The 25,244-nt window shown below is 44.6% G+C and carries 28 protein-coding genes; 2 read left to right on the forward strand and 26 right to left on the reverse strand.

Features of this window, described 5'->3' with window-relative positions; genetic code table 11:
- Window positions 1-271 precede the first annotated feature (271 nt).
- A complete protein-coding gene (locus ACJA3J_RS19155) occupies window positions 272-892 on the reverse strand; it encodes a hypothetical protein (RefSeq protein ID WP_406945024.1) in 621 nt (206 codons plus the stop codon).
- A gap of 209 nt (window positions 893-1,101) precedes the next feature.
- On the opposite strand from ACJA3J_RS19155, the gene ACJA3J_RS19160 reads away from it, so the two are divergent.
- Complete coding sequence (locus ACJA3J_RS19160; protein WP_089652042.1) at window positions 1,102-1,281, forward strand: YjfB family protein; 180 nt, start codon at window positions 1,102-1,104, stop codon at window positions 1,279-1,281.
- 241 nt (window positions 1,282-1,522) lie between these two features.
- Here ACJA3J_RS19160 and ACJA3J_RS19165 read toward each other — a convergent pair whose 3' ends face one another.
- The gene (locus ACJA3J_RS19165; protein ID WP_406945025.1) at window positions 1,523-1,828 is read right to left on the reverse strand and encodes a hypothetical protein; all 306 of its coding nucleotides are present in this window, start codon (window positions 1,826-1,828) and stop codon (window positions 1,523-1,525) included.
- Between the two features lie 848 nt (window positions 1,829-2,676).
- Complete coding sequence (fabZ, locus tag ACJA3J_RS19170) at window positions 2,677-3,099, reverse strand: 3-hydroxyacyl-ACP dehydratase FabZ (RefSeq protein ID WP_089652044.1); 423 nt, start codon at window positions 3,097-3,099, stop codon at window positions 2,677-2,679.
- 146 nt (window positions 3,100-3,245) lie between these two features.
- Between fabZ and ACJA3J_RS19175 the strand changes: the two genes are divergently transcribed.
- Entirely contained in the window at window positions 3,246-3,392 is a 147-nt protein-coding gene (locus tag ACJA3J_RS19175) for a lmo0937 family membrane protein (protein WP_115823967.1), read from the forward strand.
- A 45-nt stretch (window positions 3,393-3,437) separates the two neighbouring features.
- On the opposite strand, the gene ACJA3J_RS19180 is transcribed toward ACJA3J_RS19175, so the two are convergent.
- From ACJA3J_RS19180 to ACJA3J_RS19290, 23 genes are all read right to left on the reverse strand, one after another.
- Window positions 3,438-4,532, reverse strand: coding sequence for a class I SAM-dependent methyltransferase (locus tag ACJA3J_RS19180; protein ID WP_115893384.1), 1,095 nt, complete (start codon window positions 4,530-4,532; stop codon window positions 3,438-3,440).
- Window positions 4,529-5,860, reverse strand: coding sequence for an FAD-dependent oxidoreductase (locus ACJA3J_RS19185; RefSeq protein ID WP_406945026.1), 1,332 nt, complete (start codon window positions 5,858-5,860; stop codon window positions 4,529-4,531). Before ACJA3J_RS19185 ends, ACJA3J_RS19180 begins: the two co-directional genes overlap by 4 nt.
- A gap of 337 nt (window positions 5,861-6,197) precedes the next feature.
- Window positions 6,198-6,533 carry a DNA-directed RNA polymerase subunit beta gene (locus tag ACJA3J_RS19190; protein WP_089652047.1) on the reverse strand — a complete coding sequence of 112 codons (336 nt, stop codon included), beginning with the start codon at window positions 6,531-6,533 and terminating at the stop codon, window positions 6,198-6,200.
- A gap of 21 nt (window positions 6,534-6,554) precedes the next feature.
- Window positions 6,555-7,376 (reverse strand): flagellar hook-basal body protein, encoded by an 822-nt coding sequence (locus ACJA3J_RS19195; RefSeq protein ID WP_406945027.1) that lies wholly within the window; start codon window positions 7,374-7,376, stop codon window positions 6,555-6,557.
- Between the two features lie 17 nt (window positions 7,377-7,393).
- Window positions 7,394-8,218 (reverse strand): flagellar hook-basal body protein, encoded by an 825-nt coding sequence (locus ACJA3J_RS19200; protein ID WP_406945028.1) that lies wholly within the window; start codon window positions 8,216-8,218, stop codon window positions 7,394-7,396.
- Between the two features lie 31 nt (window positions 8,219-8,249).
- Window positions 8,250-9,248, reverse strand: coding sequence for a rod shape-determining protein (locus ACJA3J_RS19205; protein ID WP_089652050.1), 999 nt, complete (start codon window positions 9,246-9,248; stop codon window positions 8,250-8,252).
- Window positions 9,249-9,502: 254 nt separating this feature from the next.
- Window positions 9,503-9,784 (reverse strand): sporulation transcriptional regulator SpoIIID, encoded by a 282-nt coding sequence (spoIIID, locus tag ACJA3J_RS19210; protein ID WP_089652051.1) that lies wholly within the window; start codon window positions 9,782-9,784, stop codon window positions 9,503-9,505.
- A 355-nt stretch (window positions 9,785-10,139) separates the two neighbouring features.
- Window positions 10,140-11,036 carry a M23 family metallopeptidase gene (locus tag ACJA3J_RS19215; protein WP_244199424.1) on the reverse strand — a complete coding sequence of 299 codons (897 nt, stop codon included), beginning with the start codon at window positions 11,034-11,036 and terminating at the stop codon, window positions 10,140-10,142.
- Between the two features lie 373 nt (window positions 11,037-11,409).
- A complete protein-coding gene (spoIID, locus tag ACJA3J_RS19220; RefSeq protein WP_115893388.1) occupies window positions 11,410-12,435 on the reverse strand; it encodes a stage II sporulation protein D in 1,026 nt (341 codons plus the stop codon).
- 127 nt (window positions 12,436-12,562) lie between these two features.
- Entirely contained in the window at window positions 12,563-13,873 is a 1,311-nt protein-coding gene (murA, locus tag ACJA3J_RS19225; RefSeq protein ID WP_406945029.1) for a UDP-N-acetylglucosamine 1-carboxyvinyltransferase, read from the reverse strand.
- Between the two features lie 34 nt (window positions 13,874-13,907).
- Window positions 13,908-14,615 (reverse strand): YwmB family TATA-box binding protein, encoded by a 708-nt coding sequence (locus ACJA3J_RS19230; protein ID WP_167356045.1) that lies wholly within the window; start codon window positions 14,613-14,615, stop codon window positions 13,908-13,910.
- A 102-nt stretch (window positions 14,616-14,717) separates the two neighbouring features.
- On the reverse strand, window positions 14,718-14,951 hold the full coding sequence (locus ACJA3J_RS19235; protein WP_115893391.1) for a DUF1146 family protein: 234 nt from the start codon (window positions 14,949-14,951) through the stop codon (window positions 14,718-14,720).
- A gap of 205 nt (window positions 14,952-15,156) precedes the next feature.
- Window positions 15,157-15,561, reverse strand: coding sequence for a F0F1 ATP synthase subunit epsilon (locus ACJA3J_RS19240; protein ID WP_089652057.1), 405 nt, complete (start codon window positions 15,559-15,561; stop codon window positions 15,157-15,159).
- 72 nt (window positions 15,562-15,633) lie between these two features.
- Window positions 15,634-17,043, reverse strand: a complete 1,410-nt coding sequence (atpD, locus tag ACJA3J_RS19245) for a F0F1 ATP synthase subunit beta (RefSeq protein ID WP_089652058.1) — start codon at window positions 17,041-17,043, stop codon at window positions 15,634-15,636.
- 41 nt (window positions 17,044-17,084) lie between these two features.
- Window positions 17,085-17,948 (reverse strand): F0F1 ATP synthase subunit gamma, encoded by an 864-nt coding sequence (locus ACJA3J_RS19250; protein ID WP_089652059.1) that lies wholly within the window; start codon window positions 17,946-17,948, stop codon window positions 17,085-17,087.
- A 33-nt stretch (window positions 17,949-17,981) separates the two neighbouring features.
- The gene (gene atpA, locus ACJA3J_RS19255) at window positions 17,982-19,490 is read right to left on the reverse strand and encodes a F0F1 ATP synthase subunit alpha (RefSeq protein WP_089652060.1); all 1,509 of its coding nucleotides are present in this window, start codon (window positions 19,488-19,490) and stop codon (window positions 17,982-17,984) included.
- 15 nt (window positions 19,491-19,505) lie between these two features.
- On the reverse strand, window positions 19,506-20,054 hold the full coding sequence (locus ACJA3J_RS19260) for a F0F1 ATP synthase subunit delta (RefSeq protein ID WP_406945030.1): 549 nt from the start codon (window positions 20,052-20,054) through the stop codon (window positions 19,506-19,508).
- Window positions 20,051-20,572: a F0F1 ATP synthase subunit B gene (atpF, locus tag ACJA3J_RS19265; RefSeq protein WP_089652062.1), complete on the reverse strand. Its 522-nt coding sequence runs from the start codon at window positions 20,570-20,572 to the stop codon at window positions 20,051-20,053. Before atpF ends, ACJA3J_RS19260 begins: the two co-directional genes overlap by 4 nt.
- 232 nt (window positions 20,573-20,804) lie before the next feature.
- Window positions 20,805-21,017, reverse strand: coding sequence for a F0F1 ATP synthase subunit C (gene atpE, locus ACJA3J_RS19270; protein WP_014644824.1), 213 nt, complete (start codon window positions 21,015-21,017; stop codon window positions 20,805-20,807).
- A gap of 50 nt (window positions 21,018-21,067) precedes the next feature.
- Window positions 21,068-21,790, reverse strand: coding sequence for a F0F1 ATP synthase subunit A (gene atpB, locus ACJA3J_RS19275; RefSeq protein ID WP_089652063.1), 723 nt, complete (start codon window positions 21,788-21,790; stop codon window positions 21,068-21,070).
- A 24-nt stretch (window positions 21,791-21,814) separates the two neighbouring features.
- Entirely contained in the window at window positions 21,815-22,183 is a 369-nt protein-coding gene (locus ACJA3J_RS19280; protein ID WP_089652064.1) for an ATP synthase subunit I, read from the reverse strand.
- Window position 22,184: 1 nt separating this feature from the next.
- Window positions 22,185-22,403 carry an AtpZ/AtpI family protein gene (locus ACJA3J_RS19285; RefSeq protein WP_089652065.1) on the reverse strand — a complete coding sequence of 73 codons (219 nt, stop codon included), beginning with the start codon at window positions 22,401-22,403 and terminating at the stop codon, window positions 22,185-22,187.
- Window positions 22,404-22,695: 292 nt separating this feature from the next.
- Window positions 22,696-24,855 carry a S8 family serine peptidase gene (locus ACJA3J_RS19290; RefSeq protein ID WP_406945031.1) on the reverse strand — a complete coding sequence of 720 codons (2,160 nt, stop codon included), beginning with the start codon at window positions 24,853-24,855 and terminating at the stop codon, window positions 22,696-22,698.
- Between the last annotated feature and the right edge of the window lie 389 nt (window positions 24,856-25,244).

Here is a 25,244-nt window from a genome sequence, read left to right on the forward strand (position 1 = left end):
ACGATTAATGTTACTAAATCGCGATTTGTAATGCAACTTGTAGTATTCCTACGAAAATGACAAAATTGTGACTAATTTTGGAAGTGATTCGTTTTCATACCTGGCCCCTCCATTGCTTTTTCCGGTACCAGGTACGGCAGGATAAAAAGCTGTACCTGGTACCGACCGACATGCACCTCGTACCGGTTATGAATAGTTAGTTATTAAATCAACGGGATAAAAAAGTGCACAAAAAAGCTGAACCTCTTGGATCAGGTTCAGCTTCTTCGTATTATTGCAGATTATTACCGAGCTGGGCGACGATCAAGTCCAACTTTTTGACCTTCGGGAGCTCATAGCCCGGAAAACGTTCATCAAAGTGGGCGAAAACTGGTTCTAGTGCTTCATCTTCCAGTAGTTCTTCATAAGTCCGGAATGTATGTTGATACTGTCCGATATAACGCTTCATCTTTTTATCAAAGCCTGATAAATGATACGTGGATGAGTAGTCGAATGCTTTGACAATATCACTATCGTACGTTGGGAAACTCGGATTAATGGTATGCAGCATAGAAGCAGCTAATGGAAATTGCATCGTCGGGTTTCCTTTGTGATTTTTCACCTCATAAAGGCTTTTCGTAATGTGGACGATGTTCGGGCGTTCATATCCACGTTGTTCTTCCATCAGTTTGAAATAGTACGTTTCAAACTCCTTCGTCAGACTTGGATTGTCGAGGCGGAAGAAGTGCCGAAAGATGAATTGATAGAGCGTATCGTCCGGTACATAAGTATCTTGAAAGACGGTATGAAGATAGAGATACACATCCAATTTTTCCAGTGGAATTCGGTTCACCACTTTTTCATGGTCTTCCAAGATCAAATCTTTCAGGTCGCTTGCCGTTCTGTATTTCATCAATAATCACCTCTATTCGCTTATTCCACACATGAGAAACCTGAAAACTCCTGATTGTAAAGTTTTTATGAATATTTCTACTTCCATTCTACATAAGATTCTAACGTTTTCCAAAGGTTTTCAAAGATCCGGACTAAGATATAGTTCGTCCCCTCTCTCGCTTGAGTTTATGAAGAACCAACCGATGGTATAAGAAAAGGAGGGATAAGATGGACATCGCAGCAATATCAATGGCTATGAGTACAACAAGCCTGAAGCAACAATCCAGTCTAGCTTTGATGGATAAAGTAAAAGGGGATGCAGAAGAAAAGGGGAACCAAATGGTTGAAATGCTTAACCAATCCGCTCCTCACCCTGATCTCGGCAACCGGATTGATTTAAAGGGATAAAAAAGTTAGAGCTGGTAGGAAACTTTCCTACTGGCTCCTCTTTAAGAGGGTGATGTCAATAGGGAAAGGATTAGCGTTGAGCGGTTTCACTTTATTTATGGTAGGCATAGGGCTCTACCTCCTCCAACCATTAAGCATTGTGGATTTCTTCATCCCTGTTTTTACAATTGGAGGAATATGTATGGTTGCCATTGCCACCTTTCTGTCCATGAAAAAAAGCCGCTGAGAGGGCGGCTTTCTTTTATTCGTTATTATTTTCTTCGTCTGTTGTGGCACCATCATCTGTCATGCCGTCTTGGCCGTCTTCACCATTTCCGCCATTTTCGCCGTCAGTCATATCATCTTGTTCTTTTTCTTCTTCGTTTATGTCGCCTTCATCTTCCGTAGCGTCATCCATGTTGTCCTCTTCGTTGTTGTTTCCTTCTTCCATATTTTCTTCTTCTTCCATGTTGTTCTCTTCTTCTTGAGGCTCTTCTTCAGAAGCACAAGCTCCTAGTAGGGATACGGCAAAAAACGCGACCAAAAGTTTCATAAGTAATGCTTTCATCGATGTTTCCTCCTTTTAATGATTTCCCAAACTAGTATGTCCATATCCTGTAAGTTCATCCATATATACTAAAATTTTTTCATCTATCCCCTTATTCCAGTAACGCTCCCTTTTCTGGAAGACTCAGTTTGGTGATAACCGGGGTTCGTTTGCCGTATTTGGTGTCAGGGGTGGTTGGGAAGCCACTCGCTTTCCTGTGGGGGAGCGCCGAGCTTCCTCGGACTTCGTCCTGGGGGATCTCGTCTATCTCCTTCTCCCACGGGAGTCTCGCAGCTTCCCAACAACCCCATTCGATGCATGTGAGAAACGATCCCCTTTACCCACTGGGGCGGCTCCCACCCCACTTAGAAGTAGGTATAAAACGCTCTATACCAAGCTTTCACATTCGGATTCACACTGGGGAGAGTATTATATGATCCACTTCGCTTGAGCATACCAGCAGAGTTTCCGAGAAGTGGTTTCGAGATACATAAATGGCAAAGGGGCGGAGGGGAATGGCGAGACTCCTACCTTAAGTGTGCAGGCGCCTCGATCAGCGGCGTATGGACTGGACTGAGCTGGAGGAGATAAAGGAAACACGAAGAACGGAGTGATTCGATGTTGACTTATCGTACAGAAGCGAGGGAAGTCTCACTAGCCGCTAGGCGCCGGAACCGGATATCTAAGAGGAAAAAAGTGCTTGGTGAGACCCCGCAGAGCGAAGCTCGAGGAGGCTCACCGCGCTCCCGCGGAAAGCGAGCCATTCCCCGCAGCCCCCATCCACTCAACAAAAGTATCGAAACTGAGTCTTCCACAATCCTGCCATATACTAAAAAAGAACGCAGCGGCGGCTGCATTCTTTTTCTTAGTTATTTCAAAGCAAACATGATTTCCGCTTCACATGCGACTTCTCCATCGACAGAGGCTGTTGCTTTTCCTTTTCCTACAGGACCTTTCAAACGGACGATTTCCACTTCCAATTTCAAACGGTCACCAGGCTTTACTTGGCGCTTGAAACGGCATTTGTCGATTCCTGTGAAAAAGGCCAGCTTCCCTTGGTTTTCTTCCTTTTTCAACATAGCGACCGCACCCATTTGGGCGAGGGCTTCTGTAATCAGGACTCCTGGCATGACAGGGTAATCAGGGAAGTGCCCCTGGAAAAACGGCTCATTCATTGTTACATTCTTGTATCCGACCGCGCGCTCGCCTTCTACAATCTCTTCTACTTGGTCAATTAGTAGAAAGGGATAACGGTGTGGGATAATTTCTTTGATTTGTTGTATGTCCAGCATAATCTGACTCCTTTCCTATTCCATGCTTTCATTATAAAAGAAGCACAAGCCAGGGACAAAGTTTTTTCTGAGGGTCCGTTTTAAATATGCACTTAAGGGAAAATATACTAGTAAGTTTACTTATTACAAAAAAGGAGGCCGCTGCGATGCTTTGGACGATTTTAATTATTATCCTCGTTCTATGGCTATTAGGCTTACTCGGGGGTATTGCAGGAAACTTGATTCATATTTTGCTTGTGGTAGCCCTCGTTGTACTCATTGTCCGTCTTGTGCAAGGCCGTGGGCGATTATAGTCAATGTAAATAAACCGCTATGGACGCGTCCATAGCGGTTTTTATTTATGAGCTGCGTGTCAGTTCATTTGTAGAGGAAGTGCTTGTAGAAAGTGTTTGTTCACTACTTCCCGCCATCTGCGTATGTTTCATTTCCCTTACCGGACTCGTAGGGGTCAACCAAAACGTGTACCACGATCCCTCTTTAATAATTGGATCAAGGTCGAACAGTTCATATTTGCAGTTTTGAGAGATCTCTTTCAATTCTCCTTTGTTTGGCAAAGCAAAAAGGTTGGAGTGAGCGACAAAGAAGCTGTTAAATGCTGAAGAGAATGCTTCTCCATGTTCCGTTTCATTGATCGGTGTAATTACAGATATCAGCCCTTGGTTTTTCACGTAGGTGTGGAGATGGTTCAATAGATCCCTGCGGTCTGCCGGATGGATATAATGAAAGATGTTATGCAGTAAAACAACATCCACATTCTCACCTTCACGTGGTTTCCACTCATTAATATCCCCGACTTCGAAGCTGATGTTCGGATAACCTTCTGATAAGGTACGCGCTTTTTCAATGACCTTCTGATTGATATCTACCCCGATCATCTCCAGGTGTGGATATTCCATGGCGAGCTTCCTTAAATAACCTCCATGTCCGCAACCTAAATCAACGACAGAAGTCACTTGTTTATCTTTGATCATCCGCTTAATTTTCTTAATGGCAAAATGCTCAAGGAGAGCGGACGTTTCTGCTACCACTTCTCCATGGCGCTCATGATTGAATTCCGCCCGTTCATGGGATTTCATGATGTCTGGATAGTTCAACAATGTCGGCAGGTGTAGTTCCATCATTTCTTTCAGCAAGGCTTTGACTCCAGGTGATTGGTCATCTCCCATCAAGCTTGCGCATTTTCTCTTTGATGTTCGATAGCGGTTGTTCGGGCGTTTCTTCATGTGCTTGACCGCCACTCCCACCTTAACCCAGGAGCTGAGCAGGTCATAAGGGTAGCCCGTTTTCTCACTGATCGCTTCAACCGTCCGTGCTGTTCTGAATTCATCAAAAAGACCGAGTTCTGATCCCACATAAGCGTGCCAGCTTGGTAAGAATGATTCGTTCTTTTTCATCCATTTCCTTGCCTGCATCGCTGTTACCCATTCATTCATGATATCCTTCCTTTCTCGTTTCTTTTCCAAGGATAATCTTCTGCTTCAGAAAAGAGATACTGACGCTGTTTTTGATCTGATACCCTTTTTTGTCTCGGTGGAAGCATACTGCCTTGGACGGCTCTGTCCACCAAAGTGAAATCCCATTTTCCCAGTCCTGATATGTTCAACATTTGTTTGACGTGGAGTTGGTCATCATCATAGATTCTCTGGACGGCTTTCATTCGGAACTTCCTCCACCATTCGTATTGGAATGAATACACAAGAGCGGATAAATGACTCAAGTTGAGTAAAAATTCTACACGGGGTCTGCGAATATCTTCATAATAATGAAGGTAATACGTGTAGTTTTTCCCCTCTTCCTTACACCAAGCCAGAAGCTCACCTAAAACATCAGCATCCTGAATGGCAAGGTTCATCCCTTCTCCGGCCATGGGGTGAACGGTGTGCGCAGCGTCCCCTATGATCGCTAAATTACCGGAATAATAGCGATCGACATGATACGTAAACGGAATCATCAGTTGGACCGTTTTCCAATCTTCAATGGTCCGCACCCCTTCTGCAAGCTCAGGTTCAAGTTCACTGTAAGCTTGATAGAGGGACTCCAAACCTTTTTCCTGGATTCTTTTATACTCTCCCGCTTTGATTAAGAATACGGTCCGTACTTCATTATCAGGCAGAGGGAATAACCCTAGAAAACAACTGGATGTCGTAATGATCTTCCCTTTTGTGAATGATTCTGGCCGGGGAATAGTCACAGTCAGAAAATGATGATTGTAGTCTTTTCTTTTAACGTGGACATTCATCGCATCACGCGTCGGTGAGCTCCGCCCCTCTGCCCCTATGTACACTTGAGCCTGGACGTAGAATGTCTCCTTCTTGCGCTTCACTTTTGCCATCCCTTTTTCAAACCCCATGAACCTTGCGCCGGGGAGGTAATGAAAAAATTCATCAAACTCCTTCCCCTTATTCCTGAGAATCTCTTTTGTTTTTTCATGCGGAACCATCAACGCGTGATCGTAAATGCTTGCCACACGGCTGTAACTCAACTCTGTCAGGTTGATCTCTTCAGGAGTACTGCCGCGGTTGCGATGAACTTCCTGAAAACGCAACTGGTCGATAACATGACCGTTCTCTTCCACTTCGTCCAATACGCCTAACCTTTCAAGAATAGCCAAAGTCTTCGGTTGCAAAAGTTCACCTTTATATACAGGAGATTCTCTTTTCAGCTGTTCCGCTATGACCACGTGAACACCACGGCTCGCCAGCTTCGCCGCAAGAGCAAGCCCTCCTACGCCACCGCCTGCAATGAATACATCTGTCTTCATGATTATGATCCCTCCCCGCTGCTTTGTTCTCTGTACGGATGTAATTCCCTAATCCATAGCTTGAAAACATTCGATGCTTCGCTTAACCGGTACGAGAAGAGAAATATTCGTACCTGGTACCATGCACAGATAGTCTGGTGACAGGTACGGCATTCTGCAAATAGGTACCGTGTACACCACTCCCCCTCTACTGTACCTGGTACCGAGAAAGGAAAAACAGATGCCAGGCTTTGTGTTCAAATAATCACAAATGTAACCAAAAAGAACACGAGCCGTAACGACTCGTGTTCTGCATATTGAATAGGCTTATATCATAAAATGAAGTACAAGCTAAAGATTATTCTGTTTTCGTAACGATATCCCAAATGTGGCGCCATGTATCCATTTCAAGCGCGTCTGTCGGGTTCCCATCACCAATAACTCCATATCCGACCATCAATCCAATCAGTAAGGCAGCCGCACTGAAAAGAAGGACAAGAATGATACGCAGCCATATCGGCAGGACTCGCCGCCGTCCTTTTTTCGGAGCTTTCTCTTTTGCTCCCGATTCCTGCTTTTTGGACGATGCTTTCGCAGGCTTCTGCTTCGTGGCTTCATCTAAAGCTTGACGCTTTTTTTCTCTTTCCTGCTCTTTATTTAGCTTTTTGCCTTTTGATTTAGGATCTGTTGCCATGGTCCGTCAAACTCCTTACGTTTATGATCTCAGTTGACTCACAAGCCCCATCATTTGATCACCTGTGGATATGGATTTGGCGTTGAATTGATAGGCACGCTGAGCCATCAGCATTTCTGTCATTTGCTTCGCGACATCCACATTCGATGTTTCAAGCGTCTGGGACTGCATTTTCACATCTCCAGAAAGCACATCTCCCATAATTCCATCCTCTTCTACATTGTCAGGAATACGGAAACGATTCGCCCCTACCGATTCTAACATACGAGGTCGGACAGCTTCACTAACATCCAACGTACCTTCCACCACTTGGTTCTGGTCTCTTGTGACGAGAATTCTTCCATTTGGATCGATATTGATGGCTTGAAAGTTGTCTTCAAGTATAATAATTTCACCGTCCGCTCCCATTACAGGGTGACCATTCGCATCTGTCAGCAGCAATTGACCGTCATCGACCGGGTTCAAATAGAAGTTTCCTGCACGTGTATAGTGAACTTCTTCCCCTTGTGCCGTTGTGACTCGAAGGCCGAACATATGGCGGTCTTCCAATAAAGCCACATCCAGCTCCCTGCCCGTATTTTTCAAGCTCCCTTGAGTCAGGTCTAGGTTTGTGTGACCAAGCTTTGCTCCTGAACCAATCCGGATGCCTTCCGGTGTCAGCCGGCCGACCTCTGCATCAGAATGAGACTGGTTGTCGATTTGTTGATACAATAATGAAGAAAAATCGGCGTTGCGGCTTTTGTATCCTGTCGTTTCACTGTTGGACAAGTTGTTTCCAACAAGGTCCAGCTTCTTCTGCAGTTGTCCCATCGTCACAGCCGATTGGATCATTGAACGATTCATGAAAGATGCCACACTCCTTAACTAATTCTTCCGATTTCCGTCACTGCTTTTTGCATGCTTTGATCATAAGCTTTTAAGACACGCTGGTTCATTTCGAATGAACGGTATGTATTCATCATTTCTGTCATCGTCCTGTTTGGATCGACATTTGAACGCTCCAGATGGTGTTGAAGGATCGAGTAACCCACTCCCTCTTCCGCTCCAGGGTTTACAATGATATCCCCCTCTTCAGAAAGACGAAATAGATCGTTTCCTTCTTTGACCATTTGAGAAGCATCCGGTGTATAAGACAGCCCGAGTGTGAATGCCTGTCCATCCACCGTAAGCTCTCCAGTTTGTGAAACATTAAACTCCATGCCACCCGTATCGATCGGATCTCCGTTTCCATCCAAAACATAATACCCGAGATTTGTCGTCAAGAAACCTTCGCCATCTACGGTAAAGTTCCCGTTACGCGTGTACCGTTCTTCCCCATCCTCATTCTGGACACGAAAGAAAAGAGAACCGGATTCATCAGGTACTGCATTTTGTACAAGGGCAAGATCTGTCCCCACCCCAGTTTCTTTCACGTCTCCTTGAACAAAAGAAGGAATCGCTTCCTGCATATACACACCTGTGTTAAGGGATCCTACATAGCCGCCATCAGGTATTTTGAATCCATTCTTCGTCGGGATCGTCTTGCTTCCCATCCGCTCTATCAATAGCTCTGGAAAAGCACGCATCGTTCCCTGGTCTGCTTTGTACCCTGGTGTGTACGCGTTCGCCATATTATTCGACAACGTTTCCTGCATCCTCTGGTTGGCCATCATACCTGCTGCTGCTGTGTAAAATCCCCTTAACAAGGTGTCTTCACTCCTTCCGTCCCATCTTAATCTATAGCTTCGTTGAAATACGCTTATCGATATTTTCAAGCATGATGCCTGTACCTGTAGCGACACAATCCATCGGAGATTCTGCTACAAGAACAGGAACCTTCAACTCTTCGGCGAGCAGTTGGTCAATCCCATGTAAAAGAGCCCCGCCGCCCGTCATGATGACTCCACGGTCAATAATATCCGCGGACAATTCAGGTGGTGTACGTTCCAGCACTTGTTTCGCTGCTTGAACGATGACCTGTACAGACTCACGTAAAGATCTTTCAATTTCTTCAGAGTTGACGGAGATCGTACGTGGTAATCCGGACACCATGTCTCGACCGCGAATTTCGATTTCCTCGTTTCTTGACCCAGGGAAAACCGTCGCCACGCTGATCTTAATGTCTTCAGCTGTCCGCTCTCCGATCAACAATTTATACTCTTTTTTAATGTATTGTAGAATCTCATGATCAAACTTATCACCGGCCATTTTAATTGAGGAAGCCGTGACAATATCGCCCATGGACAAAACAGCGACATCCGTTGTGCCACCTCCGATATCGACAACCATGTTCCCGCTTGGTTGGAAGATATCCATACCGGCACCAATCGCTGCTACCTTAGGCTCTTCTTCTAAATATACTTTTTTACCACCGGATTTCTCAGCCGCTTCTTTGATCGCTTTTTGCTCCACTTTCGTAATGTTCGTAGGGCAACAGATCAACATGCGCGGTTTAGATAAGAATCCTCTCACGTTCGTTTTTTGGATAAAGTGCTTCAGCATCGCCTCAGTAACGTCAAAATCTGCAATGACACCGTCCTTCAACGGTCGGATGGCTTCAATGTTGCCTGGCGTACGTCCGACCATCCGGCGGGCTTCTTCACCTACCTCGAGCACTTTCCCAGTGTTACGGTCCATGGCAACCACGGACGGTTCGTTCAATACAATTCCTTTGCCTTTCACGTGGATGAGTACGTTCGCTGTACCCAGGTCAATTCCTATATCTCTAGCAAACATGTTCTGTAGATCCTCCCTATTGTAAAAAACATAATCCAAGTAACGTACAGGACCCTCGTAATCCGTTACGTTACACCGGCAATGGAGATCAATCTCCCTCAACTTATATTTCCCTATTGTTTCAGTTCTATTTTCGATTTAAATCATGCACATCTAGTTCTTTATTCTATCACAAAATTACGACATCCGTCTCTTGAGATATGAAAAAAGTTACCAAATATCGAGGAAATGTGACAAAGGGAGGAAATCAGAGTTCATGCTAGAGGTTGAACAGGTTGATCATCCACAAATTGGGCTTTGTACTTTCTCTTGGTCGCTTCTCCACCTCTGAGGTGGCGTATTTCTTTATGGTGATCGAGGATCTTCTTCACTTCCTTGGCAAGTTCGGGATTCACTTCCGGAAGTCTTTCAGTCAAGTCTTTATGGACCGTACTTTTTGAAACACCAAACTCTTTGGCAATCACTCTCACCGTTTTTTTCGTTTCGATAATGTGCTCTCCAATCTTGATGGTCCTCTCTTTGATGTAATCATGCACTCCACTCGCCTCCTGTGATTGACTATCCAAGGGGGTGGGATTCTTAGGAAAGCGTTTCAATTGTGTTGTGTGGGTGTATTCTGGAAGTTAACTCATGCTGGATCACCCTGGATGTTACCGAGTGCTCGGTTATCCTCATTGTATTAATAAAAGTTCTAAGATATGCCAGATGATGCATGGGCTGGTGTGATTTCTTGTAATTTTATGCTTGATACACATCATTGAAAATCATTTCTTCATCTTATGTAACACATAAGGCTTCATACATGCTTAAACGCATTGCCCTGACAAACAGATACCAGCTTCACCGTAATCATTCAAACAAATAAAAAAATGAGGGCAGAACCCTCATTTTTTAAGTCTGTGTGGTAGAGATGGAAGAGGCACTATCTTCATCTGGTGTTTGCTCTTCATCTTCAGAACCAGCTGGATCTTCATCCGTATTTAATTCTTCTTCCGTAGACTGCTCTGCATCGTCAGAAGATTGCTCTGTACCTTCAGAAGGCTCTTCGCCATCTTCTTGTGGCTCTTCTGCTGGAGGATCTTCTTCTTCCTGAACTTCTTGTCCAGCATTCTCAATAATGTTACTCATTGGCTGACCGAAAAACTCTTCAGGGTTGACAGGCTGTCCATCACTGCGTACTTCAAAGTGTACGTGAACACCACTTGCTTGACCAAAGGAGTTCTTACCTGCTGAACCAAGTACATCGCCTTGTGCTACATCAGATCCTGCTAATACATCGACATCTTCTAAACTAGCATACACAGTTGAAATGTTTTCATCATGTGTGATTTCAATAACATTGCCGTATAGCGGATCTTCTTTAACTTCAGTGACTGTTCCTGACAAAGCTGCGGTAACTTCGAAAGCTTCTCCATCTTCTCTAGTAATGTCTACGCCTTCGCTTTGGTAATACTTATTGTTGTATAGGACCAGTGCACTTTCTTGATCTTGCTCGGAAGCGTCGTAATCATAGAATTTAGTGACAATGGATGCTGCCTTTTCATCAGCAACAGGCATTTCCAAGTTTTCCTGATGTTCCATTACTGGTACAGTATCTTTCTCGTTATCCGCCGTCAAAAATTCGTCCTGGACTTTGGAATCTGGTTGCTCTGCGATTTGGTCTTCCAAATCACTAGCTCCTTGTTGATACCAGAACACTCCGACAAGTACTAATGCAGCCACTGACAAATACAATGCTGGATACAACCACTTCTTGCGCATCAAGCGTTTGAACTTTAATTTAGTCACGCTTTTCTTACCTTCCTCTTTCATGTTCATCACCTCAAAAACCATTCTGAACACTTCTATGGGATTATATACATCCAAAGGAAAAATTTATTAAATCCTAGACTTCGTCTTCCACAATAACTCCCGATTGTTAAGGACTCAGTTTCGAGACTTTTGTTGAGTGGATGGGGGCTGCGGGGAATGGCTCGCTTTCCGCGGGAATGGATTGGCTGGCGAAACCCCGCAGGAAAGCGAGTAGCTTCCCATCCACCCCTGATGCCCAACACGGCAACGAACCCCGAAACATCTTGAATTCGAGTCTTACACATTCCTGACATATTGTTTAAGATGATACATTTTAAACAAAGAAAAAAGAGCTGCTTAGGGCAGCTCTTTAGTTTACGGTGTCTTCTTTTTCAATGGTTAACGAAGCTGTTTGTGTGCTTAGTGGGGCGATTTCTGTGTCTTGATAATAGTGATGAATGATTTCTTTGTAATCCTTACCTGATTTCGCCATGCCATTGGCCCCGTACTGACTCATTCCTACACCATGACCATAACCTTTCGTTGTGAAGATGACATGTTCCCCTTTTTGCTTGATGCTGAAGTCACTGGAGGGCAACCCGATTTTTTCACGGATTTCTCTTCCGGAAAACGTATGATCCCCAAAATGGACTTCATCTACTCGGTTTCCTTCTGTCTTCGTCATCGTTGTCTGTTGGATTCCTGATCCTATGCTTACACCTAAGGTCTGTTCAAGTTCAGCAACGGTAATGATTTTTTGATCGACGAACTTCGGTGATTCCTGATCCCATGGACTTTCTACGCTTTGAAGGTATGGAATGTCATGCTCCCAATAATCTCCTGCGTTTTCTGTAAAGCCGTTGCTCGTTGAAAAGAACGCTGCCGTGATGGGCTGTTGATCGTACGTAATGATTTCACCTTTTGTCGCGTTGACAGCTTCTGTGATTTTTTTCATATTCTCTTCATAATTGTCTTTCCATTGACTTCGGAGTTGATCTTCATCTTTATAAACTTGGTGGCTGACCGTATCCGTAACGTCTGCTTCTGATGAAACTTTTTCACCCTGGACCAAGTGGCGGGTAATATAAGTCCTTGCGGCGAGGGCCTGGGCTTTCAATGCTTCCATTTCAAAGTTTACGGGCATTTCAGAAGCAACGACTCGAGCAACATAACTTTCTAAAGGCACTTCCTCGATCTCTTTTGTGGTGCTACGCAATACTTTGACAGCAAATGGAGAGTCCTCCACGCTCGCTACTTTTTCTGTTTGCGGGGTTTCCTTCACTTCTTCCGTACCCCCGGAATTCGTAAATGGGACGACGATTATCGTTGGTAGGATAAGTATTGTTGCAAATAAACCACATACAGCAAGTATTCCAATTCCATTGTTTTTTTTCATCCGCATCCTCCTGGTTACAAAGTAAATCCCTCTACTAAAAATGTATCCAGAAATAGAAGATGATAGAACTAAAAAAGCTTACCTATTTCAAAAATATTGAAACAGGCAAGCTATAAAGATGTATATATTATAATGTCGATACTGATTCGCTTGGTTCGTGGTCTTCTGAATAAACTTCTTCTTCTCTAACACGCTCAATATCAGCGCCGAGTGTAGCTAATTTCTCAGCAAAATCCACATATCCGCGATCCAGGTGCTTAAGCTCCGTTACCCTTGTGTATCCATCGGCAACTAAACCAGCTAGGATCAAGGCTGCTCCGGCTCTCAAGTCGGTTGCGGCGACTTCTGTACCTTGTAAGGATGATGGTCCTTCAATGATGACACTGCGACCCTCGATTTTCAAATTCGCGTTCATACGACGGAACTCTTCCACATGCATGAAGCGATTTTCAAAGACGGTTTCTGTAATGACGCTCGTGCCTGCTGCATTCAGCATGAGAGCCATCATTTGAGATTGCATGTCTGTCGGGAAGCCAGGGTGTGGCATCGTTTTAATGTCTGTTGCTTGTAGAATATCTGGTCCGATCACACGTAAACCACTTTCTTCTTCTTGAATGATGACGCCCATTTCTTCCATTTTGGAAACAAGGGGACGTAAATGTTCGTGCATCGCACCTTGTACGAGAACATTCCCGCCAGTAATCGCTGCAGCTACCATGAATGTACCTGCTTCAATACGGTCTGGAATGATGGTATGAGTCGTACCCACAAGCTTCTCAACACCTTGGATGCGAATGGTTTCTGTTCCTGCACCGACAATGTTTGCGCCCATTTTATTCAAATAGTTTGCCAGGTCGACAATTTCCGGTTCTTTTGCACAATTCTCAAGAATCGTCTTTCCATCTGCAAGAGCTGCAGCCATCATGACGTTTTCTGTCGCACCAACACTTGGGACATCGAAGTATATTTTAGCACCTTTTAAACGGCCCTTAACTTCAGCTTCAACATAGCCGTTCCCAACGGTTACTTCAGCTCCCATTGCCTCAAAGCCTTTCAAGTGCTGATCAATCGGACGTGAACCAATGGCACATCCTCCTGGCATAGCAACCTTAGCATGGCCATACCGGGCCAAAAGTGGTCCCAATACAAGAACAGAGGCGCGCATTTTTCTTACATATTCTATTGGTGCTTCTGTTTCCAATTCACTAGAAGCATCTACCGTGACTGTATTCCCCACCATATTTACATCTGCATTCATATGTCGGATCACTTCATTGATCGTATATACATCAGCTAAAGCGGGTACTTCGTGCAGTACGCTTTTTCCTTCACTTGCAATAATACTTGCTGCGATGACAGGCAGTACGGCATTCTTGGCACCTTCTGCTTTAACGGTACCATTCAGCTGCCTCCCACCACGGACGATGATTTTTTCCAAGGTTCATTCTCCTCCGCGTCCATATTCACTATTATTAATATTCAGCAGTTATTATGGGTGTGCCAATCGTGATGTTTGTCTCCCCGCCCAAAGTTCGGGTTGCGAATTGAACGTTCATCATTCGATCCCCAGCATCAATGGCCTGATCCCACTTTTTGGTGTATCCGGTCCTGCTCGTCCAACCGTTTTCGTCGATTTCATCTATTGTTGTTATGTCGAAAGCTTGTTTGAATTTTTTATACACTAAAACATCATCAATAATACCACTAAACTTGGCCTTAATACAAGAGAATTTAGTGACATTTTTTGAGAAAAATCGACGAGATATTTCATTCATGTTTGTTTGATTAATGCTTGTTAATGAAGGTGTTCCCTGTCCTTCAGTGGTATAAACCACTTCCACATCGCTCCACGCATTTTTTGGAACAATCATGCTAAACCTTTCGATGATTTGTTCGTTTTTATGACTGTTTTTGACGGTGTACTTCACGGCATTCACTGTAATCTCTTCCGTAACGACAGGATCAGACCAAAAATTCATGAGATCCTTTTTCAATTGGTCCGCCTTTTTTCTAGACACCTTTTCTTTCAGCGTTATCGTCCAGCCACTCACTTCAAGCTGCTTATCCGCAGCAAATGACGAAAACTCCATGAGGGTTTCTTGAGCTCCTGTCATTTCCTGTGGATAAGCACCTGTTCCTATAATAAATAGAGCAATGATTCCAGCCAAAACACTTTTCATTTTGAATGCCTCCCCAAGCATTTTCTTACTATAAGTGTGACCTGAGAAGAGGACATTCATACGAAACATTTCCTAACAACTTTAGACATTTGCCTATCATCATTAAAATAAATAAATAAGGCTGTTTGACCACTTAATAAAATCAAGAAAGAAATTGCTGACTGTTGTACCCAGAGCGATGGTTACTATAATTAACAAGGCTCTTGCTTCAAAGACCTTGTTTTTCCTGAAGAATGCATCAAAATTAATCGACTGCAAAACCCTCCAGGTAATGATAATGAATATCAAATGTGAGATCATGCTAAGAATCGCTTCTTCCGCGAAGTATTGTTCCATAGGTGTTGCTCCTTCCCTGGTGTATGTCGAGATTCCTCATTTCTTCATCAACTAATCAAGATAAACTGACAAAAGAGGAAATATTCCACTCCATTTCCCGGGTAATAATAGACATTTAACATCTTTTTGACGGGACTATCCAAATTTCGCTAGCGAAAAAAGCTGGTAGTTTTCACAAAAAAACTGCTCTCATAAAGAAAGCAGTTTAAAAGTTGTTCTCATAAACATTCAAGCGATTCAAGGCACGCTTGAGTGCCATTTCAGCCCGTTGGAAATCAATGTCGGCTTGTTTGTCCTGAAGGCGACGTTCGGCACGTTCTTTGGCCATACGGGCACGATCGATATCAATATCCGCTGGTTTTTCAGCAGATTGAGCAAGAATCGTGACTTTATCTGGACGAACTTCCAAGAAACCGCCACTTACCGCGATACGATCTGATTTGCCTTCCCCTTTAAGACGAACAGCGCTGATCGTCAAAGGCGCGACCATCGGAATGTGACCTGGAAGAATTCCAAGTTCACCGCTTTCCGCCTTACAGCTGACCATTTCAAATGCATCTTCCAACACCGGGCCATCAGGAGTGACTACACTCACCGTCAGTGTGCTCATTCGTATTCCTCCTTGGCTGATCATGAAGAGGAAGAGGAACTTTATTCAAGCCCCTCTATCCACCAGACCTGTTTATTGCATTTGTTTTGATTTTTCAACGACTTCTTCGATTCGTCCAACAAGACGGAACGCATCTTCCGGAATATCGTCGTATTTGCCGTCAAGGATTTCCTTGAAGCCTTTAACCGTTTCTGAAACAGGCACATAAGAACCAGGTTGGCCAGTGAACTGTTCAGCAACGTGGAAGTTCTGAGAAAGGAAGAACTGAACGCGACGTGCACGGGAAACCGTCAATTTATCCTCATCAGAAAGCTCATCCATACCTAGAATCGCAATGATATCCTGAAGCTCTTTATAGCGCTGAAGCGTACGCTGAACCTCGCGGGCAATTTCATAGTGCTCATCGCCGACGATTTCAGGGTCTAGAGCGCGAGAAGTGGAAGCAAGTGGGTCCACGGCTGGGTAGATTCCTTGTTCAGACAGCTTACGCTCAAGGTTTGTCGTTGCATCCAGGTGGGCGAAGGTTGTCGCAGGCGCTGGGTCCGTGTAGTCATCGGCAGGGACATAAATCGCCTGGATGGAAGTAACGGATCCTTTGTCTGTCGATGTGATTCGCTCCTGAAGCTGACCCATCTCTGTAGCAAGCGTCGGCTGATAACCAACGGCTGACGGCATACGTCCAAGTAGGGCAGACACTTCAAGACCACCTTGGGTGAAACGGAAAATGTTATCGATAAAGAATAGAACGTCTTGTCCTTCTTCATCACGGAAGTACTCGGCCATCGTTAGTCCAGATAGGGCCACACGCATACGTGCTCCAGGTGGCTCGTTCATCTGTCCGAATACCATGGCTGTCTTCTTGATAACTCCAGAGTCAGTCATTTCATAGTATAGGTCGTTTCCTTCACGTGTACGTTCACCAACACCTGCGAATACGGAAATACCACCGTGCTCCTGTGCGATGTTGTTGATCAATTCCTGGATCAGTACGGTTTTACCTACACCGGCACCACCGAACAAACCGATCTTACCACCTTTTACATAAGGGGCTAGAAGGTCTACAACTTTGATTCCTGTTTCAAGAATTTCAGTTTCTGTAGCCAGGTTTTCAAATTTAGGAGCTTCACGGTGAATTGGGTCACGGCGGACATCACCGAGTGGCTCATCAAGGTCGATCGTGTCGCCTTCTACGTTAAATACGCGTCCAAGAGTTACTTCCCCTACAGGTACAGAAATCGGCTTACCTGTATCCGTAACTGTGGTACCACGCATGACACCATCCGTAGATGACATGGCAACGGTACGAACGGTATTGTCACCCAAGTGAAGGGCAACTTCCAATGTAAGATCGACGCTCTTTTCGTTTTCGTTTTTCGCTTCGTAACTTACGTGCAATGCGTTATTAAGATCAGGGAGATGTCCATCATCGAACGTTACGTCAACAACGGGTCCCATGATTTGGGTCACGCGTCCATTACTCATCGATTTCCCTCCTAACTTACTGTTCAAAAATCCGAGAGATCCTATTCGAGGGCAGCTGCACCGCCGACAATTTCGGTAATCTCCTGGGTAATAGCAGCTTGACGGGCACGGTTATAAGAAAGAGTAAGATCTCCGATCAAATCATCAGCATTATCTGTCGCACTCTTCATTGCCGTCATACGTGCTGCATGCTCACTGGCCTTACTGTCGAGTAAAGCGCCATAAATCAAGCTCTCAGCGTATTGAGGAAGCAAGACTTCCAAAATCTCTTCTTGGTTCGGCTCATACTCATACGAACTTTGGCTCGCTTTGCCCTCTTTATTCAAGTCTGTCAGAGGAAGAATTTTCTTCTCAGTCACTTCTTGAGTGATGGCACTGACATAATGGTTGTAATAGATATATAACTGATCTATTCGCTCATCTGTGTACAGCTGTACAGTATCTGAAGCAATATCTTTAATATCAGAGAAATCTGGTTGATCAGATATTCCCGTGATATCCATATCGACAGGCATGTTCCGTTTACGGAAAAAGTCACGCCCGATACGTCCGATTGTAATCAGGGTGTATTCATCCGCTGACGTATGCTTGCTTCGGATTTGCTGGTACACCTTACGAAGAATGCTGCTGTTGAATGCTCCAGCAAGTCCACGGTCAGAAGTGATGACGAGATACCCTGTCTTTTTGACATCACGGGCTTCAAGCATCGGGTGACTCGCATCTCCGCCACCTTGGGCGATGCTTGCCACAACTTCCTGGATTTTCTCACTATAAGGAACAAACTTTTTCGCATTCTGCTCGGCACGGTTCAGCTTGGAGGCAGATACCATCTCCATCGCTTTCGTGATTTGCTTCGTCTTTTTCGTTGACGTAATCCGACCTTTAATATCTCTAAGGGATGCCACGCTGTTTCACCACCCTTTCTAGCTATGATTCATTTATTCAGAAACGACAAACGTTTTCTTGAATTCTTTCACAGCACCACTCATATCTTCGTCTTCTGCAAGCTTGCCTGTCTCACGGATTTGAGCCAGAAGCTCTTTACGGTTGTTGTCCAACCAGTTATGGAATTCAGATTCGAAGCGAGTGATATCTCCGACTGGAATTTCATCTAAGAACCCTTTTGTCAGCGCATAAATGATCATGACTTGTTTTTCAACGGCTAGTGGTTGGTGAAGACCTTGTTTCAAGACTTCAACCGTACGAGCACCACGGTTCAATTTGGCCTGAGTGGATTTATCCAAATCAGAACCGAACTGAGCGAATGCTTCCAATTCACGATAGGAAGCCAAGTCAAGCCTTAGCGTACCGGCAACCTTCTTCATCGCTTTGATTTGTGCGGAACCACCAACACGAGATACAGAAAGACCTGCGTTGATCGCTGGACGTACACCGGAGAAGAATAAATCAGACTGCAAGAATATCTGACCATCAGTAATGGAAATTACGTTTGTCGGAATGTATGCAGAGATATCTCCAGCTTGTGTTTCTACGAAAGGAAGTGCAGTCAGGGAACCGCCGCCTTTCGCATCACTTAGCTTCGCTGCACGCTCTAGCAAACGAGAGTGTAGGTAGAATACGTCTCCCGGGAAGGCTTCACGGCCTGGAGGACGACGTAGGAGTAGAGAAAGTTCACGGTAGGCAGCCGCCTGTTTGGAAAGATCATCATACACAACCAATACGTGCTTGCCGTTGTACATGAAGTCTTCACCCATGGTTACACCAGCATATGGTGCAAGGTATAGTAATGGGGCAGGTTGAGAAGCACTTGCCGTTACTACGATCGTGTAGTCAAGTGCACCATGGCGACGTAGAGTTTCTACTGTCCCACGAACGGTTGATTCTTTTTGACCGATCGCTACATAAATACAAACCATATCCTGGTCATGCTGGTTCAGGATGGCATCAATTGCGACAGATGTTTTACCTGTCTGACGGTCCCCGATGATCAATTCACGTTGACCACGTCCAATTGGTACAAGAGCATCGATAGCTTTAATACCTGTTTGAAGTGGCTCATCAACGGATTTACGATCCATAACCCCTGGTGCCGGAGATTCGATTGGGCGTGTTTTTGTCGTTTCAATCGGTCCGCGTCCATCGACCGGTTGTCCGAGTGGGTTTACGACACGACCAAGCATTTCTTCCCCGACGGGTACTTGCATGATGCGTCCTGTACGACGTACTTCGTCGCCTTCTTTAATATCTGTATATGGTCCTAGAATGACAAGACCAACGTTACTTTCTTCCAAGTTTTGTGCCAATCCCATGACACCATTAGAGAATTCAACAAGCTCACCAGCCATGACATTATCAAGACCATGAGCACGGGCAATACCGTCACCAACTTCGATTACGGTTCCCACATCATTGACTTCTATATCTGATTCATAGTTTTCAATTTGCTGCTTAATCAGCGCACTGATTTCTTCAGCTTTGATGCTCATGCCATTTCACCCCTATCATCTATTGTTCGCAGAAACTAACTTGCGCTCTATGCGGCGAAGTTTTCCACTGACAGAACCATCAAATATGCGATTACCGACTCTCAGGCGAAGACCGCCGAGGATGGAAGGGTCTACGATATTCGTAAGGTTCAAGGATTGTTTACCTACTTTCGGTGCAAATGTTTCTGAAATGCGCTGTTTTTCAGCTTCAGAAAGTTCCCTTACAGAGTAAACATCCGCATCTGCAATACCTTTTGCATCGTTCATCATTTCGATATAAAATCCGATCATATCAACAATGATTTCCTCACGGTGCCTTTCTACCAACAGCTTTAAAGTATTAACGATTTCAGCAGAAAAAGACTGAAAAGAATCGCTAACAAACTTCTTCTTTTGTCCCATGGAGAACCGTGGGTGGTTCAGGAATGAGATGATTTCCTTATTGCCGCGAAAAACATCACGTAAAGTTACCAATTCGGATTCAAATTGTTCTAGTTTCGCCTTTTCTTTTCCAAGTTGAAAAAGTGCGTCTGCATAGCGTTTAGCAATGATAGATTGACTCATCGCTCTTCGCCTGCCTCATCGATATATTGGTTGATCAGCGCCTCTTGATCCTTTTGTGAAAGTTCTTTCTCAATGACTTTCGATGCAATCATGACAGACATGGTTGCCACTTGATCTTTAAGGGCCTGGACAGCTTTTTCTTTCTCCTGCTCGATTTCTTGACGAGCAGATTCCTTGATGCGTTCAGCTTCAGCACGTGCTGACTCAAGAATATCTCTTTCTTGCTGGCCTGCTGTTTTACGAGCATCCTCAATGATATTCTGTGCATCCTGGCGTGTCGCTTTCAACTCTTCAGAAGCTTCACGCTGCATGCGCTGCGCTTCTTCACGACTTTTTTCGGCCGTGTTGATTTCATTTGCTACGTAATCTTCACGTTCTTTCATCATGTTCATCAATGGTCCCCATGCGAACTTACCTAAAAGAGCAAGTAAACCAAGGAAGAAAACAAGCTGAATGATCATGTCACCTATATTAAGCCCTCCAGCTCCGAGGACCAGACTCTCTGTGAATCCTTGCACAGTTTTCACTCCTCTCCACACCATCTCGTAACAGGTTTACACTTCATTAATTCCGCAGCCCTTTCATTGGTGCTAGGGCTAGACAAGCGAAAAACCCGGCTTCCGCTGTAAATACAGCTTCCGTCGAAGTTTTCTTACCGTGACTTTCGGGTATAAAGTTTTCGTAAGGTATAAAGGAAAGGCGAAGATCGATGGAGTTGAACTTCGCCATAAGCGTATATGCTCGTCCTAATTATTGTCCCATTACGATGAATGCAATAACAACGCCGATGATAGGAATCGCCTCTACTAGGGCAACACCGATGAACATTGTTGTTTGAAGTGCACTGCGCAATTCTGGTTGACGCGCAATCCCTTCTACTGTACGACTAACAATCAAACCGTTACCAATACCAGCACCTAGTGCCGCTAAACCTACTGCAATTGCAGCTGCTAAAAGACCCATAATGAAAATCCTCCTCAATATTTTTAAAAAAATTAATATAATGCTTTATATTAATGGTCTTCGCTCACCTTGTGAGACAAGTAAACCATCGTTAACATAACGAAAATAAACGCCTGGATGAAACCAATGAAAGTACTAAAGCCCATCCATGCAATCATCGGAACGGTCGCTCCGATAAATCCTCCTACGCCAGTCGCTGCAAGTCCAACGAGCAAGCTTAATAGGATTTCACCTGCGTAAATGTTCCCGTAAAGACGCAGACCAAGAGTCAACGTATTTGAGAACTCTTCAATAATCTTGAAGGGCAGCAAAAATGGCAATGGACGTACAAATCCTTTTGCATATTCTCTACCGCCCCGCAGTTTCACTCCATAATAATGGGACAAAACGACGACTAGTGTCGCGAGTGTCAAAGTGATCCCCGGATCAGCTGTCGGTGATTTCCACCATAGTGTGTGTCCAACAACACCGTTGGTGACAACCCCGAGCATGTTCGCTACGAAAATGTAGGCGAATAATGTCAGTCCCAGCGGTAAAAAGAGCCTACCTGTTCTCCAATCCATGTTGGAACCGATAATTCCTTTGATGAAATCGATCAGCCATTCCATGAAATTTTGAAAACCTGTCGGATATCGCTGCATGTTTCTTGTCGCCGCTACGCCGAGGATGAATACGATCAATGACGCGACAAACATCATCAAAACGTTTGATAAGTTGAAATCCAACCAAGAGATTCCAAACGCATCCTCCCACATCGGTGCTTCGTGATTCAAACTGTTCACCTACCTTCCATCATGCTAAACTGTTGATTTATTGAACAGATAATCTATTAAAATGACAATATAGGCTGCCATTAAGCCCAAAACTACTGAAATCAAATGGAAATATTCTTCAAACTGAAGGGCGATGACTACGGCTAATGCACCGGAAGCCAGTCGCGTAAACGTACCAATTCCTCTTACGGAGCGGTTATCTGCGGAAGCTTCGCCGAGCTTGCGGATCTTTCTTTGCATGAGCCAGAGGTTGTAGAAGCTCAATGCACTTCCTAACAGAAGTCCGAGGAAAATCGGTTGCCAAGGGGTGATGCCCCAACCAAGTACAAATATAGCCAGAAGGTAGAACATCCATTTTCGCTGACGGGTCATCATCTGTTGATATCCTTGCATGTCAATCGTCTCCCGTGTACGTCCGTACTAAATGAATGGTCCCATATGTACCTGCCCCTAACCCGAGGAGTAATCCTATGATTAAGAAAATGGGTTCCGTGGAATAGTGACCATCGATCCATTTCCCGAGGAAAACGCCGGCTAAAGGGCCGCCTGCGAGTTGGGATGTGATCATGCTGGTTAAAGCCATTGCTTTGAAGGGTGGTTCGGTCTGTTTCATCCGCTCTTCCTCCACAATTTTCTAGTGGCTGAAAACCTTGTATGTCACCTATGAAAACCTTATCATTCCACACTATGTAAGAATACAATAGGGGTGGTTTGATGTCAATGAGTTTGTGAGTAAAAGTACAAATGAAAGACAAAATTCGATCACATTTTCGTCACATTTACGTCGAATTTACACACCATTCAAATATATGGAACACAATACAAATATTATCTATTCCAACTCTCGTTCTACACACCATCTTTTCCCTCATTTAAAAACGCTGCGCTTCTATGCGCAGCGTTTTTTACCGGCTTCCTTCTATATAAATAGGAAATGGATAGATCGACTCTTTTTTATCTTTCCCAATGGTTATGATGGCAAGATAACTTCCCTCTAAGTTCAGGTCATCAATATTCACTTCACCTTCAATCAGTCCGGGTTGCAAATCTTTTACATCCAATAGAGTACCCGCCGTTAACATCGTACCTGCCCGGTATAAATCGACTCTCAATTCATCTACATCTTCAGCTAAGTGAAAACGATAAGCCGCCACCCGATCGTTTTGCCAGGACGTCTCCAGTTCAAACCCTGATACAATCTCATAACTCGATGTTTCTTTTACATACACATAGGGGATGGTGTACACTTTTTCTTTCTCTTGGATTTTAAGAAAACCTTCATGAACCCCATCTTCTAAAAAAGCGGCAGATACACGGAGTTCAACAGACAGTTCCTCCGTTTGTCCAGGATCTATTTTTGCCGACATTGGCATCGTCCAAGAAACTCCACTTTCCATTACCGGCTTTTCAATTGAAATGGTAACAGGTTCGTCTTTTAAGTTCTTTATCGTTAAAGGCAATTGTTTACGGTAAATACGATCTTCGATTTTTCCGAAAGAGAGTGAGCTTTGCTCGATGAGCAGTTCAGGTTTCAGAGCTTCGTTAAGATCGACATAACCAGCCCCTTGTTCTGTAGGTGGAAAAGGCTGTTTTCCTGTCAGGATTAAATCCGCTGTACTTGTCAGCGCCTGTTTGACTTCTGCAGGTTTCCAATCCGGATGGGCCTCTTTGATTAACGCCGCCATCCCCGCCACATGAGGGGCAGCCATACTTGTCCCTTGCAACGATTGATAACCTCCTGGAACTGTACTGTATATATCGACCCCAGGTGCCAGAATATCCGGTTTGATTTCCCAATTCGTTGTGACTGGCCCTCTCGAGCTGAAGGGAGCAACCTGATCACCTAAAGAAACATTTATTGTTTCAACCCATTGATTTTGTTGTATGACTTTTTCCTTCAACCAGTTTCCGGCTTCGTTCGATAGAGAGGCTACAGGAATGGGCAGTTTCACTCCATCTAATCCTCCTTGAAAATTGCCTTCTTCATTATTGAAGATCAGTACAGCGACCGCACCTTTTTGGTAGGCCTTTAAAGCTTTATGGCTAAAAGGAATGCCACCTCTTTCAAACAAGACAATCTTTCCACGCACATCACCATACTCTGCTTCCCCCGTCCCTGCATAGGTGACCGGATATTTTTTCGTTAATTCCCAAGGAACGGATCCAGACATCGTTTGAATCAAAACCTTTTCCCTTTCACCCGGGACCTTCAGAACAGGGGACTTCATAGATAAAGCAGAAGCCCCTACCGTGATCGCGTCTGAAGAAGTAGCGGGAGAACCAATCGTCCAACCATCCGGCCCAGAATTGCCTGCGGCTACAACAACAACTGTTCCTAACTCTATGGCTTTATTAACAGCGTGGGTCGTTGGCCAGTCTGGACCATTCACGTCATTTCCTAAAGAAAGGTTGATGACATCCATCCCATCCTTGACAGCTTCTTCTATCGCTGCAATGACTTGTACAGACGACCCTACCCCTCCAGGCCCTAACGCGCGGTATGCATAAAGATCAGCATCTGGTGCAATTCCTTTCATTTTTCCATTCGCCCCTACAACACCGGCGACGTGCGTGCCATGAATCGTCGCCCCCTCCTCCTCGGTTTCCATAGGATCATCGTCAAAATCAACCGTGTCATAGCCACCTTTGAAATTCTCTTTTAGATCTGGGTGGTTGTAGTCGATCCCTGTATCTATGATTCCAACCTTCACACCTTCCCCTGTTTGCGGATGGCGCATTTGATTTCTGATGGATTCAGTAGAAAAAGACACACCTTCTTCCACCTCTAGTGCTTCGTAGGTGTGGACAGGATACTGATTTTTCACAGCTTCCATCCTCGCCACTTTTTCCAACTCTTCTGCTGTCCCTCTAATCGCTACTCCATAAAAAATCGTATCGTAACTCGTCACTACTTCAAGCCGCGGAAGCCTTCGTTCTACTTCCTTTAAGAAACTCTCGGGTGATTCGTCTAATTCGACAATGATGGTCACTTCATCGTTCGGTTCAGGAGCACTGAATCCGGTCAATATAAATAGGCATGTAAAAAAGATAATCCCATATCGCATAAGCTTGTGCTCCTTTTTCCATAGCATTTGTCATAGCTACACGTTTATGCGAAAGCTTTAAAGGATCTTAAATAAAATGGCAGTATTGTGTAAGACTCAGTTTCGAGATGTTTGTGTGTGCGTTTAGGGGCTCCGGGAAACAGTTCGCTTTCCATGGGGCGGGCGGTGAGCCTCCTCGGACTTCGTCCTGTGGGGTCTCACCTGTCCCACACGTCCCATAGGAGTCTCACCGTTTCCCTCCGCCCCTTGACCATGTAAGTGTCTCGAAACCGCTTCTCGGAAACTCTGATTGTATGCTCAAGTGGATGGGATAATATAAACGAACCTCATTGGTCATTTCGATCATGAGAGCTTGATGTAGAGCGTTTTATGCTTCTAAAAGTGGGATA

The sequence above is a fragment of the Halobacillus sp. SY10 genome, from assembly GCF_045401165.1.
GTDB lineage: Bacteria > Bacillota > Bacilli > Bacillales > Halobacillaceae > Halobacillus > Halobacillus aidingensis.